Here is a 13,976-nt window from a genome sequence, read left to right as displayed (position 1 = left end):
CGGCCCATACCAAGGAGCACCACCCGATGAGCAATCCCACCCGTTCGCTGTCCCTGCTGGCCGCCACCGCGCTTGCCGCCGGCCTCGGCGTCACCGCGTCGGCGTCTGCGCTGAGCATGACCGACCTGGCCCAGGGCTACCTCGTTGCCGGACAGGCCGCGACCAAGGCCGCCGAAGGCAAATGTGGTGAAGGCAAGTGTGGCGCCCATGGCGACAAGGCCGGCACCAAGGCCGCTGACAAAACGGCCACCGCAACCGGCGCCAAGGCCGCCGAAGGCAAGTGTGGCGAAGGCAAGTGCGGCGCCGACAAGGGCAAGGGTACCGACGCAAAAACCAAGGCCGCCGGCGACAAGAAGGCCGCGGAAGGCAAGTGCGGCGAAGGCAAGTGCGGTGCCAAGCACTGACCGCATCGCCCCGGGCATGCACCGGTCGCCGCTGCCTGCGGCGGCGACCGGGCTGGGCCTGCGCCGCGCACTGCTGCAGACCCTGCGTGATGCCCCGGCCGGCGACCTCGACTTCCTCGAATGCGCCCCGGAAAACTGGATCGGCGTGGGCGGCCCTGCCGGGGAGGCCCTGGCCGACCTCGCCCAGCGCTACCCCCTGAGCTGCCACGGCCTGTCCCTGTCGCTCGGCAGCACCGCACCGCTGGATACCCAACTCCTTGAACAGGTGGGCCGGTTCCTCGACCAGCACCGGGTACCGCTGTACAGCGAACACCTGAGCTACTGCAGCGACGATGGCCACCTCTACGACCTGCTGCCCATCCCCTTCACCGATGAAGCCGTGCACCACACCGCCGCGCGCATCGCCCGCGTGCAGGATGTCCTGGGCCGCCGCATCGCGGTGGAAAACGTCTCCTACTACCTCGCCCCCGAACCGGCCATGGACGAACTGGCCTTCACCAACGCCGTGCTGGCCGAAGCCGATTGCGACCTGCTGCTGGACGTCAACAACGTCTACGTCAACGCCTGCAACCACGGCTACGACGCCGACGCGTTCATCGCCGGGCTGCCCGCCGAACGCATCGTCTGCCTGCACGTGGCCGGGCACCTGGACGAAGCCGAGGACCTCAAGATCGACACCCACGGCAGCGCCGTGATCGATCCGGTCTGGAACCTGCTGGCCCGCACCTACGCGCGCATCGGTGCACGCCCCACCCTGCTCGAACGCGATTTCAACTTCCCGCCCTACCCCGAACTGCGCGACGAACTGCGCACCATCCGCCAGCTTATGGCCGCATACGCCGGAGCCACCCGTGACTGACGCGCCGGCCCGCCTGCACGCCCAGCAGCGGGCACTCACCACCCACCTGCGCGACCCGGCACAGGTAGCCTCGCCCGCCGGATTGGATGCACGGCGCGTGGCGGTTTACCGGCGGCTGGTGTTCAACAACCTGCTGGGCCTGCTGGGCACCGGCTTCCCGGTCTGCGTGCAGCTGCTGGGTGATTCCGAGTGGACCGTGCTGGTAAGGCGCTTCGTGGCCGAGCACCGTGCGCAGACCCCGCTGTTCACCGAGCTGGCCGCCGAGTTCGTGCAGTGGCTGCAGGCCCAGCCGACGCTGCCGCACCCGGCGCTGGCCGAACTGGCCCACTACGAGTGGGTGGAAACCGCGTTGTACCAGCTTGATGCCCAACCACTGCCGGCCACGCCCGGGTGGGACGCGATGCACGCCCCCTTGCAGCGTTCGCCGTTGGCGTGGCCGCTGCTGTACCACTGGCCGGTGCACCGGCTGGGCAGCGACGACGCCCCTCACACGCCCGGCGACGTCCCCACCGGGCTGCTGGTGCGGCGTGACCCGGATGGGCAGGTGTGTTTTGCGTCCATCAGCCCGATGGCCGCGCAGTTGCTGGAACAAATCGGCCAACAGCCCGGCCATGCCGGCACGTGGCACCTGCAGCAGCTTGCACGGGCCCACGGCCTGGCCGCCGATGCACTGCTCGCCCCCGGAGCAGCATTGCTGCGCCAGTTCCACGGCAGCGGCGTTATCGGCCCGGCCCCGCCCGCTTCCTGATCCCCCACCAAGGATTCCGTTGATGAAGACACCGTACCTGGCCGCCCTGCGCGGCCGGCTGGACCCGCTCGGCCCGTGGATTGCCCCGCTTGGCCTGCGCCTGCTGATGGCCTGGGAGTATTTCGAATCCGGCCGCGAGAAACTGCACGGCAGCAACTGGTTCGGCGACCTGCAGCAGGCGTTCCCGTTTCCTTTCGACCAGATACCGGCCGGCATCAACTGGCAGCTGGCCACGTGGTTCGAGCTGGTGGGCGCGGGCTGCCTGCTGGTCGGCCTGGGCACGCGCATGGCCGCCAGCAGCCTGCTGGTGCTGACCGCGGTGGCCACCGCCGCCGTGCATTGGCCCATGCACTGGGACGGGCTGGGCGAGCTGGCGATGGGCTATGCCATCACCGACCAGGGCTTTGGCAACTTCAAGCTGCCCGTGCTGTTCATGGCCATGCTGCTGCCGCTGGCCCTGCAGGGGGCCGGCCCACTGAGCCTGGACCGGCTGCTGCAACGCTGCCTGGCACGCACGCCTGCGCTGGCCTGAGCGCGGGGGGCGTACAGCCCCCCTCTGCTAGAATCGCCGCATGACAGATGCCGCCTCGCCCCACACCGCCGCTCCGGCGCCTGCTGCCCCGGCAGTGAACCTGGCCATGTCCCAGCGCTTCCGCGGCTTCCTGCCGGTCGTGATCGACGTGGAGACCGGCGGCTTCGACTGCAACCGCAATGCGCTGCTCGAAATCGCCGCCGTGCCGATCGAAATGGACGAAAACGGGCTGCTGTACCCCGGCCAGACCGCCAGCGCCCACGTGATCCCGGCCGAAGGTTTGGAGATCGACCCGAAGTCGCTGGAAATCACCGGCATCATCCTCGACCACCCGTTCCGCCTGGCCAAGTCCGAGAAGGATGCACTGGACCACATCTTCGCGCCGGTACGTGCGGCGGTGAAGAAGTACGGCTGCCAGCGCGCGATCCTGGTCGGGCACAACGCGCACTTCGACCTGGGTTTCGTCAACGCCGCGGTGAACCGGGTGGGCCACAAGCGCAACCCGTTCCACCCCTTCAGCGTGTTCGACACAGTGACCATGGCCGGCATCGCCTATGGCCAGACCGTCCTCGCCCGCGCCGCCGCTGCCGCCGGGCTGGGCTGGGACGCCGACGAAGCGCACAGCGCGGTGTACGACACCGAGCAGACCGCCAAGCTGTTCTGCACCATCGCCAACGCCTGGCCGCGGTAACCCGGTACGCCCCTCGAAGGTAGAGCCGACCGTTGGTCGGCTGCACCCGATGTGCCGCTTCGCCTGGTAGAGCCGACCGTTGGTCGGCTGCCGTTCGCGCCAACCGCCTGCATGCCACGCACCACGAACAGCCGACCAACGGTCGGCTCTACCCGATGTGTCGCTTCGCCGGGTAGAGCCGACCGTTGGTCGGCTGCTCTTCGCGCCAACCGCCTGCATGCCACGCACCACGAACAGCCGACCAACGGTCGGCTCTAACCGATGTGTCGCTTCGCCTGGTAGAGCCGACCGTTGGTCGGCTGCCGTTCGCGCCAACCGCCTGCATGCCACCCACCACGTACAGCCGACCAACGGTCGGCTCTACCGGGGTGTCGCTTCGCCGGGTAGAGCCGACCGTTGGTCGGCTGCTCTTCGCGCCAACCGCCTGCATGCCACACACCACGAACAGCCGACCAACGGTCGGCTCTACCCGATCGCGGTGCGGTCGCGGCCTTCGCTCTTGGCCCGGTACAGCGCGCGGTCGGCGCGCTGGTAGAGCAGCATCGGGGTGCGGTCGGCGGCGTCCAGTTCCACCAGTCCCGCGCTGAAGGTCACCTTCAGGCCCGGCACGCCGGCCCAGTCCGGGTGGTCATGGAACAGCCCGCGCAGGCGCGCGCACACCTGCGCCGCTTCGGCCAGGCGAGTGTCGTTGAGCAGCAGCGTGAACTCTTCGCCGCCCGTGCGCGCGGGCATGTCCGAATCGCGGCAGGCCGAGGCGATCACGCGCGCCACTTCCACCAGCACCACGTCACCCACGCTGTGGCTGTGCTGGTCGTTGACCTCCTTGAAGTGGTCGATGTCCAGCACCACCAGGCACAGCGGGTGGCCGCTGCGCTGGGACCGGGCGAAGTCGCGCGCCAGTGCCTCATCGAAGGCCCGCCGGTTGGGCAGACCGGTCAACGCATCCTCGCGTGCCTGCCGGCCGAACTGCTCGGCCTGCACCGCCAGCCGGTCGGCCAGTTCGGTTTTTTCCTGGTTCAACGCCTGCAGGTTCACCGTCTGCGCCTGCAGGTCGCGGGTGGCTTCATCCACCATCCGCGCCAGGCGCACGTTGCTGGCCTTGTAGCGATGGATCAGGTACAGGTACAACGCGATCAGACCGCCCAACAGCAGCAGCGCGGCCACCACCTGCACACTGCGGCGCTGCCACAGGAACGGTTCAACGGTGAATTCCCACACCGCCTCGCTGTCACTCCAGCTGCCACCGGGATGCGCGGCGGACACGTGCAGGGTGTAATCGCCCGGCGGCAGGCCGATGAACTCCACGCTGCGCTGCTGGCCGCGTTCGATCCAGCCCTTGTCCAGGCCGCTCAAGCGGGTGCGGTAGCGGATCCGCTCGGACATCAGGTAGCTCAGGCCCACATAGCTCACGCTGAGCCGGCGTCCACCGGGAATGCTGTTGTGGTTCTCGCCCTGCCAGTGCAGCGGCTTGCCATCGACCTGCACGCTTTCGATCACCGCCGGCGGGGCCAGCCGCTCGCGGAAGCGCTGCAGGCGCAGCGGGTCGACCATGCTCAGGCCGCCTGCGGTGACCACCCAGAACGTGCCGTCCTGGCGCAGGATGGCCGACGGGCCGGAACTGCCGTTGGCCTGCGAATTGGCCATGCCGTCGATCTCGTTGTAATGCTCCACCTCGACCCGCGGTGCGCGGCCATCGGCTACCTCGTTGAGCATCGCCATGTCGGTGCGCAGCACGCCGCGGTTGCTGCTGATCCAGACGTTGCCGATGCGGTCGGGCACCAGCTGGAACACGGTGTCCACCGGCATGCCCTGCTCCAGCCCGACCCGTGCCAGGCGGCCGTCCTGCCAGCGGTACAGGCCGCGGTCGCTGCTGACCCACATCGCATCGCCCACCTGCTGGAAGCCGAACACGCTGCGACCGCCGCCCAGCGGGGCCAGGTCGATGCTCTGCACGCGGTTGCCGCGCAGCACGCGGATGCCCTCGATGGTGCCGATCCACAAGGCGCCGTCGGCGTCGTGGGCCAGGGCGGTAATCAGGCCGCCCGGCATGCCCGGCGCACGCGGCACTTCCACGCCGTGGTCATCGATGCGCACCACGCCCTTCTGGGTGCCGGCCCAGACCACGCCGGCGCGGTCCACGCTGATGGCGCGGATGTTGCCGCCGGGCAGGCCATCGGCGGTGCCGTAGTTGCGCAGGGTGCGGCCCTGGGCATCCAGCCGGAACACCCCGTCGCCGAACGTGCCGACCCACAGATCATTCTCGTGGTCCTGGGCCAGGCTGAGCACCGAGGGGGTCTTGCCGCCGCTGTTGCGCAACGCCACCGGCGAGAAACGGCCCTGTGCATCGCGCCGGTCCAGACCGCTGGCACTGCCGATCCACAGCTGCCGCTGCTGGTCCTCCAGCACCGTGCGGATGTAGTCGCCGCTGAGCCCGTCGCGCTCGGTGAAGCTGCTGAACAAGGTTTCGCGCAGCCGGTACAGGCCGCCGTTGGCGCCCACCCAGATGCTGCCTTCGGCGTCCTCGCGCAGGCTCACCACGCGCCCGCCGGGCAGCGACAGCCCGGTGGGCAGGCGCTCCAGGCCATGCCGCGACAGCCGCAGCAGGCCCTGGTTCTCGGTGCCCAGCCACAGGTCGCCATGGCGATCCTGCAGCATCGCGGTGATGTGCATCACCCCGGGCAGGCGGTGCTGCAGCTGCGGCACGCCATCCTGCATGCGGTAGATGCGTTCGCCGGCCACGATCCAGACCACGCCGTCCGGCCCGCGGTAGGGCCACACCAGGCCGTGCCCGAGCCCGAAACGCTCGGGCGCACGGCGCAGCACGCCGTCGGTGTCGCGCACCACCAGCCCGTCCAGGGTGCCCACCCAGACCCGGTCCTGCGCGTCCACCACCAGTTTGGTGAAGCTCATGGCCATCGGCACACCGGCCGGCGGTTTCTGGTACTCGATGCGACCGTCCGGGGCGAGGCTGCCGATGCCCTGCCCTTCGTAAAGCAGCCACAGGCGGCCGTGGCTGTCCATCTGCATGGCCTGGATCAGCACCTGCGGCGTACCGGGCTGGTGTTCGTAGACCTGCCAGCGCCCGTCGCTGCCGCGCCGGGTCACGTTGCCGCGTGAATCACTGATCCACAGCCCACCGCTGCGGTCCACCAGCAACGCGCCCACGCCGTTGTCGCGCAGGCCCGGCCGAGTGCTGCGGTCGAAGACGGTGAAATCCAGGCCGTTGTAGCGCACCAGCCCTTCCCAGGTGGCGAACCACAGGTGGCCTTCGGGGGTCTGGGCGATGTCGCGCAGCGAGTTGTGCGGCAGGCCATTGCGCGAGGTCCACACGTCGATGGCGTAGTCGCGCAGCGGCGGTGGCCCGTCCTGCGCCCCCACCGTGGACGGCAGCGCGCACAGCAGGCACAACCACACCAAGGCAGTGCCAAGACACCGGGCAAACTGTCGATGTACCGGCCGCCACCGGCTCCCGCGCCCCCCTGGGTTCATCCGTGGGGACCGGCCGGGAAACAGCCTGGGCGCCGCGCGGCAAGCGGCGATGCACCAATGGGGCAACCGACGAAGAAAGGCACGCTCATGCGGGATAACGCGGGGGGAGTTGCCCATAGTAGGCAAAACCGCGCGTGTGTGTGGCGAGAATGCTCAGCCCGGGCGCCAGGTCCCCACGCGCAACGTGGCCGGCCATTCCACCACCGCCTCCAGCCCACCCTGCGGATGGTTGCGCAACAGCAACCGCGCCCCGTCTTTTTCGGCCAGGGCACGCGCGATGGTCAGGCCCAGCCCGGCGCCACCGGTCTCGCGCGAGCGCGAGGTTTCCAGCCGCACGAACGGATCAAACACCGCCTCCAGCTCTTCTTCCGGCAGGCCGGGGCCGCTGTCACGGATTCGCACGACCACCCGCTCGGCATCCTGCTCCACGCTGACCCGTGCCGAGTGCCCGTAGGTGACCGCGTTGTCGACCAGGTTGGAGAACAACCGGTGCATCGCCAACGGGCGCAGCATCAGCACCGCCCCGCTGGGGTGTTCGAAGCGCACGTCGGCACCGGCTTCGCCGGCGTCTTCCACGATGCTCTCCAGCAGCGAGTCCAGGTCCAGCGCCGCGCGTTGTTCGGCGCTTTCGGCACTGCGCGCCAGCTCCAGGCCTTCGCGGATCAGCGCCTGCATCGCGGCCAGGTCGCCCACAAGGCGCTCGCGCAGCGCTTCATCGGCGACATTCTCCAGCCGCAGGCGCAGCCGGGTAACCGGGGTCTGCAGGTCATGGGTGATTGCCGCCAGCATCTGGGTGCGCTCGCCAAGGTGGCGCTGCAGCCGCTTCTGCATGGCATTGAACGCTTCTGCGGCGCGGCGCACTTCCAGCGGTCCGGTCACCGGCATCGGCGCGCCCTGCAGGTCATCGCCCAGTGCCGCGGCGGCCGCGGCCAGGCGTTGCAGCGGCGCGCTGGCCATGCGCGCCACGATATAGGCCAGCACCGCGATGGCCAGCACCAGCAGGGTCAGAAACAGCGGGTCCACGGCCAGGATGCCGTTGTGGGCCACCGCCGGCGAGTCCAGCGCCAGCTGCAGCGGCGTGCCGTCGCTCAGGCGCAGCGACACCATGCGGCAGCGGGGCGGAATGAAGGCCGGGTCGCGCTCGCGCGGCGGGCCGTTGCGCGGCTTCTTCGGGTGCGGCAGCTCCGGCAACGTGGGCAGGCAGGAACGGAACGAGGTGAAGGCCACCTGGCTGCTCGACACCGGCCCGGGGCGATCGTCCAGCACTTCCATCAAGGCCGCGTCCGGGCGCCCTACCCGGGCACCGGGCGGCAGTCGCCGCACGCTTGGGCCGCCGCTGTCGAGCAGGCGCTCACGCAGCTCGGGGTTGCCATCGAGCAGGTTCACGTAGCCCTGCAGCCGGTCGGCGATGCGGTTGAGGTTCTGCCGCTCGAACTCCTGCTGGCGCTTGGAACTGGCCAGCATCGTCGCGCCGATCGCGGCCACGCTCATGCCCAGCAGCAGGATCACGAACAGGCGCCCCACCATGGAGGCGAAGAACCGGCGCAGGCGATTCATTCCAGCGTCACTGCCGTGGCCAGCACATACCCTTCGTTGCGCACGGTCTTGATCAATCCGTCGCTGCCGCCGTCGTCGGCCAGCTTGTTGCGCAGCCGGCTCACCTGCAGGTCGATCGCGCGGTCCTGCGATTCATAGGTGCGGCCGCTGCTGAGCGCCACCAGCTGCTCGCGTGACAACACCTTGTTGGCGTGCCCGACAAACACCCGCAGCAGCCGGAACTCCGCGCCGGACAGCACCACCACACGGCCATCGGGATCGAGCAGGTGGCGATGCTCCAGGTCGAAGATCCAGTGCGAGAACCGGGCACGGCGAATGGCCAGCGGCTCCAGGTTGGCCGGCAGCGCTTCGGTACGGCGCAGCACGTTGCGGATGCGCGCCAGCAGTTCGCGGGGCTCGAAGGGCTTGCCCAGGTAGTCGTCGGCACCCATCTCAAGGCCCAGCACGCGGTCGATCGGCTCGCTGCGCGCGGTGAGCATGATCACCGGCGTGTTGGAGCGCGCACGCAGGTCGCGGCACAGGGTAAGACCGTCTTCGCGCGGCAGGTTGAGGTCGAGCACGATCAGGTCCACGTGCTCGCGCTCGAGTACCTGGCGCATGCCATGGCCATCGCCGGCGGTGCTCACCTGGTAGCCGGCACGGCCCAGTTGTTCGGCCAGCAGCTGGCGGATGTCGTTGTCGTCGTCGACGATCAGCAGTCGATGCATCGGGTTGGGAGTCTCCATGCGGCCATGATCCCCTGTCGGGAGCTGAACCGCATCCAGTGGTTTACGTACACGTGTTTCAAGGGCCGCCACAGACACACAACGACACACACCGGCCCCGGTCTGGTTACGCCGCGACACATGGCGAGTGTTGAGCCTTCGCCGAGCGGTCTTCACAATGCTGACAACGCCGCACGCCGGCCTGCCGAGTAGACGATCATCGTGAAGCCCCGCCTGCCCACCACCCGTCGCGGCCGTGTGCTGCTGTTGATCATCGTGATTGCCGTGCTGGGTGCGATTGTCGCATGGACCCTGCGCAAGCCGGCCGCACCGGCCCTGGCCACCACGCCGGTCAGCCGCGGGGACATCGAACAGACCGTGGAAGCCACCGGGGTGATCGACGCCTACAAGCTGGTCAGCGTCGGCGCGCAGGCCTCGGGCCAGATCAAGTCGCTGAAGGTGCAGCTGGGCGATAGCGTCAAGCAGGGCGACCTGATTGCCGAGATCGACGCCACCACCCAGCAGAACCAGGTGCTCAACGCGCAGGCCACGCTGGACCAGGTCAAGGCCCAGCGCTCGGTGCAGCAGGCCAGCCTGCGTGAAGCAGAACTGGAATTCGCCCGCCAGCAGCAGATGCTCGCCGCCGAGGCCACCTCGCGCGCCGAGTACGACGCCGCCGATGCCAAGCTGAAAACCGCGCGTGCCCAGATCCAGTCCTACGACGCACAGATCAAGGGCCGCGAAACCGAACTGGGCACCGCCCGCGCCAACCTGGCCTATACCCGCATCATCGCGCCGATGGACGGCACCGTGGTCGCGGTGGTGGCCGAGGAAGGCCGCACCGTCAACGCCAACCAGACCGCACCGACCATCGTGATGCTGGCGCGGCTGGACCTGGTCACGGTCAATGCCGAGGTGTCGGAGGCGGACGTGGTGAAGATCAAGGCCGGCATGCCGGTGTACTTCACCACGCTGGGCGAGCCGGACCGCAAGTACCACGCCACCCTGCGCCAGGTGAACCCGGCACCGTCGTCGATCGCCAACGACAGTTCGTCCAGTTCCAGTTCGTCCAGTTCCAGCGCCAGCAGCGCGGTGTACTACAACGCACTGTTCGACGTGGAAAACCCCGACGGCACGCTGCGCATCGACATGACCGCGCAGGTGTCGGTGATGCTCAAGCAGGCCAAGGGCGTGCTGACCATTCCGGCCGTGGCCCTGGGCCCGAAGACCCGCGATGGCCAGTACATGGTGCGCGTGGCCGATGCCGACGGCATGCCCACGCCGCGCAAGGTCAAGATCGGCATCAACAACGGCGCCACGGCCGAAGTGCTGTCCGGGCTGAAGGAAGGCGAGAAAGTGGTGGTGGGTGAAGGTGGCGCTGCCGCCGGCGGCAGCGGCAGTGGTGGACGCGGCGGTGCGCAGGTGCGGATCGGTGGCCCGGGCATGGGCGGACCGCGTCGATGACCCCGGCATCCACCGGCACGCCGCTGCTGCGGCTGCGCGACCTGCGCCGCGAATTTCCCGCGGGCGATGAGACCATCGCGGTGCTGCGCGACGTCAACCTGGACATCGCCGCCGGCGAGATCGTCGCCATCGTCGGCCAGTCCGGCTCGGGCAAGTCCACGCTGATGAACATCCTCGGCTGCCTGGATCGTCCTACCCGTGGCAGCTACCAGGTGGCCGGCCGCGAGACCGGCAGCATGGAACCGGACGAACTGGCCGAGCTGCGCCGCGAGCATTTCGGCTTCATTTTCCAGCGCTACCACCTGCTCGGTGATCTGGACGCACGCGGCAACGTGGCCGTGCCGGCGGTGTATGCGGGCAGCCCGGGGCCGGTGCGTACCGCGCGTGCCGAGCAGCTGCTGCAGCGGCTCGGGCTGGGCGACCGCATGAACCACAAGCCCGGCCAGCTCTCCGGCGGCCAGCAGCAGCGCGTGTCCATTGCGCGTGCACTGATGAACGGCGGCGAGGTGATCCTGGCCGATGAGCCGACCGGCGCACTGGACACCAAATCCGGCGAAGAAGTGATGGGCATCCTCGGCGAGCTGCATGCCGAGGGGCACACCATCATCATCGTCACCCACGACATGAGCGTGGCCGAACACGCCCAGCGCATCATCGAGATCCGCGACGGCGAGATCATCGCCGACCGTCTCAATCCGAATGCGCCGCGCTACCGCGCGCAGCGCCAGCCGACCGTGGCCGCCGGCAAGGGCAACAGCTGGCGGGCCGCTCGCGATCGCTTCACCGAAGCCTTCCGCATGGCCCTGCTGGCGATGAATGCCCACCGCCTGCGTACCTTCCTGACCATGCTCGGCATCATCATCGGCATCGCCTCGGTGGTCTCGGTGGTGGCAATGGGCAATGGCTCGCAGCAGCAGATCCTGCAGAACATCAGCGCGCTGGGCACCAACACCATCGACGTCTATCCCGGACGCGGTTTCGGCGACATGCGCTCGGCGCGGGTGCAGACCCTCAAGGCCAGCGATGCCGATGCGCTGGCGCGGCAGAGCTACATCGACAGTGCCACGCCCAGCGTGTCGTCCTCGGTAACCGCGCGCTACCGCAACCAGTCGGCCACCGCGCAGGTCAGCGGCGTGGGCGAGCAGTTCTTCCGGGTCAAGGGCGTCACCCTGATCGCCGGCAGCTTCTTCGACACCGATGCGGTACGCAGCCTGGCCCAGGTGGCGATCATCGATGAGAACACCCGCACCCAGTTCTTCCCCAACGGCGAAGACCCGGTGGGCCAGGTGATCCTGCTGGGCAACGTGCCGGTCCGCGTGGTCGGCGTGGCCCAGCGGCAGAGCTTCGGCTTTGGTGGCAGTACCAGCTTGAGCGTGTGGGTGCCCTACACCACAGTGATGTCGCGCATGCTGGGCCAGAGCCATGTCTCCAGCATCACCGTGCGCGTGGATGACGCCACCCCGATGGATGCCGCGCAATCGGCGATTTCCAAGCTGCTGATCATGCGGCATGGCGCCGAGGACTTCTTCCTCAGCAACAGCGCCGAGATCCGCCAGACCATCGAGCAGACCACCCGCACGATGACGCTGCTGATCAGTGCGATCGCCGCGATCGCGCTGCTGGTCGGCGGCATCGGCGTGATGAACATCATGCTGGTGTCGGTGACCGAGCGCACCCGCGAGATCGGCGTGCGCATGGCGGTCGGCGCGCGGCAGAGCGACATCCGCCAGCAGTTCCTGATCGAGGCGGTGCTGGTCTGCCTGCTCGGTGGCCTGCTTGGCGTCGGTCTGTCACTGGTGGTCGGCTGGCTGTTCGGCAAATTCGCGCCGGACTTCCAGATGCTGTTCTCGACCGCATCCATCGTGGCCGCGTTTGCCTGCTCCAGCCTGATCGGCGTGGCGTTCGGCTTCCTTCCGGCGCGCAATGCCGCCCAACTTGATCCCGTGGAGGCGCTGGCGCGCGAATGAAGATTTCTCCTGCCCTGTTGCACCCTGCTTCGCTGCGTCCGTTAGCCCTGGCCTGCGTGACCGCGCTGGCTTTGTCGGCCTGTGTCAGCACCGGCCGCTACCCGATCGATGCACCGACGGTCCCGGCCAGCTACGGCCGTGGCGATGCCGCCTTGAACACCCCCACCGAGGCGGTCACCGAACAGCCGCATGCGGCGACCGCCGATGTCCGCAGCGATGCCTGGTGGACCCAGTTTGGTGACCCCGGCCTGGACCGCGTAGTTGATCGCGCCCTGGCCGCCAACACAGACCTGGCCTCTGCCGGGCTGGCCGTGCAGCGCGCGCGCCTGCAGGCCGGGCTGGCCGACAACGCGCTGTGGCCGCAGCCCTCGGGCAGTGTCAGCAGCAGCGGCAACCGCCCGATCGACCAGCGCGCGGACTGGAACCGCGGCAGCTCGGCCGGCGTATCCCTGCAATGGGAGATCGACCTGTGGGGGCGCCTGCGCACCCAGCGCGACATCGCCCAGTGGGAAGCCCAGGCCAGCCAGGAAGACCTGCAGAACACCGCCCTGCTGGTGATCAGCGACGTGGCGACGCAGTACTGGACGCTGGCGTTCCTCAACCAGTCCATTGCCGCCGGTCAGGCCAACCTGGAACGGCTGCAGCGCACCCGCGAGCTGGTCCAGGCCCGCTTCGATGCCGGTGCGGTGTCGCGGTTGGAAGTGCGCCAGGCTGCCCAGAGCCTGGAAGCCCAGCGCGCCGCGCAGAGTGCACTGGAGCAGCAGCGCGTTGCCGCCCGCAATGCGTTGACGGTGCTGCTGGATGGGCAGCCGCTGGCACTGGCCGATGAGCCGCAGCAGTTGGCGCGTGTGGGCAGCCCGGTGGTGGGCGAAGGCCTGCCGGCCGATCTGCTCGGCCGCCGTCCGGACCTGCGCGCGGCCGAACTGCGCCTGCGCAACAGCCTGAAGACCATCAAGGTGACCGCCACCCAGTACTACCCGGCGCTCAGCCTGACCGGCAGCGTCGGTACCGGTGCCACCTCGCTCTCCGACGTGCTGAAGAACCCGGTGGCCACCCTCGGTGCCGGGCTGTCGCTGCCGTTCCTCAATGTGCGCCAGGCCCAGTTGAACACCCGGCTGGCCGGTACCGATTACCAGATCGCCGCCAACGGCTTCCGCCGCACGCTGTACACCGCGCTGTCGGAGGTGGACAACGCCCTGTCGGCACGCACGCAGTTCGCCACGCAGGTGGCGGCCTCACAGGCGTCCTACGACGAAGCCGTCGCGATCGAACGGATGTACGAGGTGCGCTACCGGGTAGGCGCCACCGACCTGCGCACCTGGCTGGAAGCGCAGCAGACCCGGCGCGATGCCGAACTGTCGCTGGCCTCGGTGAGGCAGCGGCAGTTGATCAACGACGTAACGTTGTTCAAGGCATTGGGCGGCAGCGCAGGCTGACACCCCGGGGGGTAGAGCCGACCGTTGGTCGGCTATCGACCCACCCGGTAGAGCCGACCGTTGGTCGGCTGTCGACCCACCCCGGTAGAGCCGACCGTTGGTCGGCTTTCGTACGCCGCATAGAG

At 68.9% G+C, this 13,976-nt stretch carries 11 protein-coding genes; 8 read left to right on the top strand and 3 right to left on the bottom strand.

Going from position 1 to position 13,976, the window contains the following annotated elements; translation table 11 throughout:
* Nucleotides 1–26 precede the first annotated feature (26 nt).
* Genes ACZ0AE_RS06575 through rnt form a run of 5 tightly spaced genes read left to right on the top strand, consistent with a single transcriptional unit; the run spans nt 27 to nt 3,234 of the window.
* A complete protein-coding gene (locus ACZ0AE_RS06575) occupies nt 27–404 on the top strand; it encodes an HvfA family oxazolone/thioamide-modified RiPP metallophore (RefSeq protein ID WP_463600667.1) in 378 nt (125 codons plus the stop codon).
* Nucleotides 391–1,263, top strand: coding sequence for an HvfB family MNIO-type RiPP peptide maturase (locus ACZ0AE_RS06570; RefSeq protein WP_038689393.1), 873 nt, complete (start codon nt 391–393; stop codon nt 1,261–1,263). Before ACZ0AE_RS06575 ends, ACZ0AE_RS06570 begins: the two co-directional genes overlap by 14 nt.
* Nucleotides 1,256–2,011 (top strand): HvfC family RiPP maturation protein, encoded by a 756-nt coding sequence (locus ACZ0AE_RS06565; RefSeq protein ID WP_463600666.1) that lies wholly within the window; start codon nt 1,256–1,258, stop codon nt 2,009–2,011. The genes ACZ0AE_RS06570 and ACZ0AE_RS06565 overlap by 8 nt, the downstream gene beginning before the upstream one ends.
* Before the next feature lie 22 nt (nt 2,012–2,033).
* Complete coding sequence (locus ACZ0AE_RS06560) at nt 2,034–2,543, top strand: HvfX family Cu-binding RiPP maturation protein (RefSeq protein WP_463600665.1); 510 nt, start codon at nt 2,034–2,036, stop codon at nt 2,541–2,543.
* A 40-nt stretch (nt 2,544–2,583) separates the two neighbouring features.
* On the top strand, nt 2,584–3,234 hold the full coding sequence (gene rnt, locus ACZ0AE_RS06555; RefSeq protein WP_425598277.1) for a ribonuclease T: 651 nt from the start codon (nt 2,584–2,586) through the stop codon (nt 3,232–3,234).
* A gap of 465 nt (nt 3,235–3,699) precedes the next feature.
* On the opposite strand, the gene ACZ0AE_RS06550 is transcribed toward rnt, so the two are convergent.
* From ACZ0AE_RS06550 to ACZ0AE_RS06540, 3 genes are all read right to left on the bottom strand, one after another.
* Complete coding sequence (locus ACZ0AE_RS06550) at nt 3,700–6,723, bottom strand: two-component regulator propeller domain-containing protein (RefSeq protein WP_463600664.1); 3,024 nt, start codon at nt 6,721–6,723, stop codon at nt 3,700–3,702.
* 153 nt (nt 6,724–6,876) lie between these two features.
* Nucleotides 6,877–8,280 carry an ATP-binding protein gene (locus tag ACZ0AE_RS06545; protein ID WP_463600663.1) on the bottom strand — a complete coding sequence of 468 codons (1,404 nt, stop codon included), beginning with the start codon at nt 8,278–8,280 and terminating at the stop codon, nt 6,877–6,879.
* The gene (locus ACZ0AE_RS06540; protein ID WP_038689401.1) at nt 8,277–9,005 is read right to left on the bottom strand and encodes a response regulator; all 729 of its coding nucleotides are present in this window, start codon (nt 9,003–9,005) and stop codon (nt 8,277–8,279) included. The genes ACZ0AE_RS06545 and ACZ0AE_RS06540 overlap by 4 nt, the downstream gene beginning before the upstream one ends.
* A 201-nt stretch (nt 9,006–9,206) precedes the next feature.
* On the opposite strand from ACZ0AE_RS06540, the gene ACZ0AE_RS06535 reads away from it, so the two are divergent.
* From ACZ0AE_RS06535 to ACZ0AE_RS06525, 3 genes are read left to right on the top strand one after another with little or no spacing between them, the layout of a single operon-like run.
* On the top strand, nt 9,207–10,448 hold the full coding sequence (locus ACZ0AE_RS06535; RefSeq protein ID WP_038689403.1) for an efflux RND transporter periplasmic adaptor subunit: 1,242 nt from the start codon (nt 9,207–9,209) through the stop codon (nt 10,446–10,448).
* Entirely contained in the window at nt 10,445–12,415 is a 1,971-nt protein-coding gene (locus ACZ0AE_RS06530) for a MacB family efflux pump subunit (RefSeq protein WP_463600662.1), read from the top strand. The genes ACZ0AE_RS06535 and ACZ0AE_RS06530 overlap by 4 nt, the downstream gene beginning before the upstream one ends.
* The gene (locus ACZ0AE_RS06525) at nt 12,412–13,851 is read left to right on the top strand and encodes a TolC family protein (RefSeq protein ID WP_463600661.1); all 1,440 of its coding nucleotides are present in this window, start codon (nt 12,412–12,414) and stop codon (nt 13,849–13,851) included. The genes ACZ0AE_RS06530 and ACZ0AE_RS06525 overlap by 4 nt, the downstream gene beginning before the upstream one ends.
* Nucleotides 13,852–13,976 lie beyond the last annotated feature (125 nt).

The sequence above is a fragment of the Stenotrophomonas sp. AC248 genome (assembly GCF_979258185.1).
Note: the sequence above shows the minus strand (reverse complement) of the source record. Positions and strands in the feature narration are given on the sequence as shown.

What these genes read in the sequence shown, in the direction of transcription:
- ACZ0AE_RS06575 (WP_463600667.1), top strand. Translation starts at nt 27, where the DNA reads ATGAGCAATCCCACCCGTTCGCTGTCCCTGCTGGCCGCCACCGCGCTT.
- ACZ0AE_RS06560 (WP_463600665.1), top strand. Translation starts at nt 2,034, where the DNA reads ATGAAGACACCGTACCTGGCCGCCCTGCGCGGCCGGCTGGACCCGCTC.
- rnt (WP_425598277.1), top strand. Translation starts at nt 2,584, where the DNA reads ATGACAGATGCCGCCTCGCCCCACACCGCCGCTCCGGCGCCTGCTGCC.
- ACZ0AE_RS06550 (WP_463600664.1), bottom strand. Translation starts at nt 6,723, where the DNA reads ATGAACCCAGGGGGGCGCGGGAGCCGGTGGCGGCCGGTACATCGACAG.
- ACZ0AE_RS06545 (WP_463600663.1), bottom strand. Translation starts at nt 8,280, where the DNA reads ATGAATCGCCTGCGCCGGTTCTTCGCCTCCATGGTGGGGCGCCTGTTC.
- ACZ0AE_RS06540 (WP_038689401.1), bottom strand. Translation starts at nt 9,005, where the DNA reads ATGGAGACTCCCAACCCGATGCATCGACTGCTGATCGTCGACGACGAC.
- ACZ0AE_RS06530 (WP_463600662.1), top strand. Translation starts at nt 10,445, where the DNA reads ATGACCCCGGCATCCACCGGCACGCCGCTGCTGCGGCTGCGCGACCTG.
- ACZ0AE_RS06525 (WP_463600661.1), top strand. Translation starts at nt 12,412, where the DNA reads ATGAAGATTTCTCCTGCCCTGTTGCACCCTGCTTCGCTGCGTCCGTTA.